This is a genomic window from Streptomyces sp. NPDC050548, assembly GCF_044457385.1.
Lineage (GTDB): Bacteria > Actinomycetota > Actinomycetes > Streptomycetales > Streptomycetaceae > Streptomyces.
The window spans coordinates 1-1,718 of sequence record NZ_JBITGV010000050.1 but is presented as its reverse complement, the minus strand read 5'-3'; the positions used below and the strand labels follow the sequence as shown (position 1 = coordinate 1,718).

Here is a 1,718-nt window from a genome sequence, read left to right as displayed (position 1 = left end):
CCGCGCCAACTGCACACCCGCGATATACAACTCACCCGCAACACCCACCGCCACCGGCGACAGACCCGCATCCAGCACATACACCCGCGTATTCCCGAGCGGACGTCCGATCGGCGGCAGCTGGTCCTCGGGCCTGATGTCCCTGTCCAGCTCGACGGCCGTGGTGATGACGGTGGCCTCGGTCGGACCGTAGGTGTTCCACATGCGTGCGCCGACCGTCCACCGGCTCGCCAGGTCCGCCGTCAGCAGTTCAGCGCCGAGGACCCAGTTCCCCACGCCGGACACGGCCGGAGGGTCGAGTACACCGAGCAGTGAAGGAACGACGCTGGCCACGTTCACGCCGGACTGCTTGATCATCTCGGCCAGCGCCTCCGGCTCCGACCGCTCCGCGGTCGACGCGATCGCGAGGGTCGCGCCGGCCGCGAGGGTGACGGCTACGTCCAGCACGGACGCGTCAAAACTGAAGGAGGCGAACTGCAAGGCCACCGCGCCTTCGCGGACGCCGAGTACCGGCCGCATCACTTCTGCCAGGTTGGCCACACCTCGGTGCGGAACGGCGACACCCTTCGGGCGCCCGGTCGAACCCGACGTGTAGATCACGTAGGCAAGCTGGTCCGGGTCGACGGCGGCACGGGGCAGGCCGGGCCCGCGCGCATCGCCGCCGTCGAATTCATCGAGCAGCAGAACGTGCACCGAATCCAGCGGCACGTCCTTCACGGTGTCGGGTGTTCCCAGCACCGCCACCGCTCCGCTGTCGGCCACCATGTAACCGAGGCGCTCCGCCGGGTACTCCGGGTCCAGCGGTACGTACGCACCACCCGCGCGCCACACTGCGAGGAGCGCCACAATCATGTCCACGCCACGCGGAAGGCACAGGCCGACCAGGCGCTCCCGGCCTACTCCCAGCCCGATCAGCTTCTCCGCGAGTCGACCCACTCGCACATCGAGCTGGGCGTAAGTGACCTCGACGCCGCCGCTGATCACGGCAACAGCGTCAGGGATACGTGCCACCTGCGCCTGGAACAACTCGGGCACCGTCGCATTCGGAACCTCTTGGGCAGTGTCGTTCCAGGCGGTCAGGATCTGTTCGCGCTCATCCGCAGCAAGAACGTCGATCTCGCGGATGGCGCGATCGGGCTCGGCGACTGCCGTCTCAAGTACCCGCACTAGGCGGTCCGTGAGGCTCCGGACGGTCTCCGCCGTGAACAGGTCGGTCCGGTATTCCACCTGTCCCAGCAGCCCAGCGGGGATGCCGTCCGCGTCGTGGACCTCCCCCAGGCTGACGGACAGGTCGAACTTCGCCGCCGCACTGTCCAGGGGTTCCGGTGTGGTCTGAACGCCGGGCAGGTCGAGGTCGGGTTGCGCGTTGTTGTGGAAGGTGAGCATGACCTGGAAGAGGGGGTGGCGGGCCATGGAACGGGCCGGGTTGAGGACCTCCACCAGCCGCTCGAACGGCACGTCCTGATGCGCGAAAGCCGCCAGGTCGGTCTCGCGGACCCGCTCCACCACCTCCCGGAACGACGGATCACCCGACACATCACTCCGCAGAACCAGCGTGTTCAGAAAACATCCGACGAGGTCGTCGAGGGCGTCGTCGGTGCGTCCCGCGATCGGGGTTCCGAGCGGGATGTCGTGGCCGGCGCCCATCTTCGACAACAGCACCGCCAACGCGGCCTGCACCGTCATGAACACACTCGCACCACACGACCGAGACAACT

General features: G+C 67.8%; 1 protein-coding gene. It reads right to left on the bottom strand.

What is annotated here, in order from left to right:
- The coding region (locus ACIBJH_RS48165; protein WP_399123418.1) for an AMP-binding protein at window positions 1–1,692 on the bottom strand (1,692 nt) is incomplete at its 3' end.
- Window positions 1,693–1,718 lie beyond the last annotated feature (26 nt).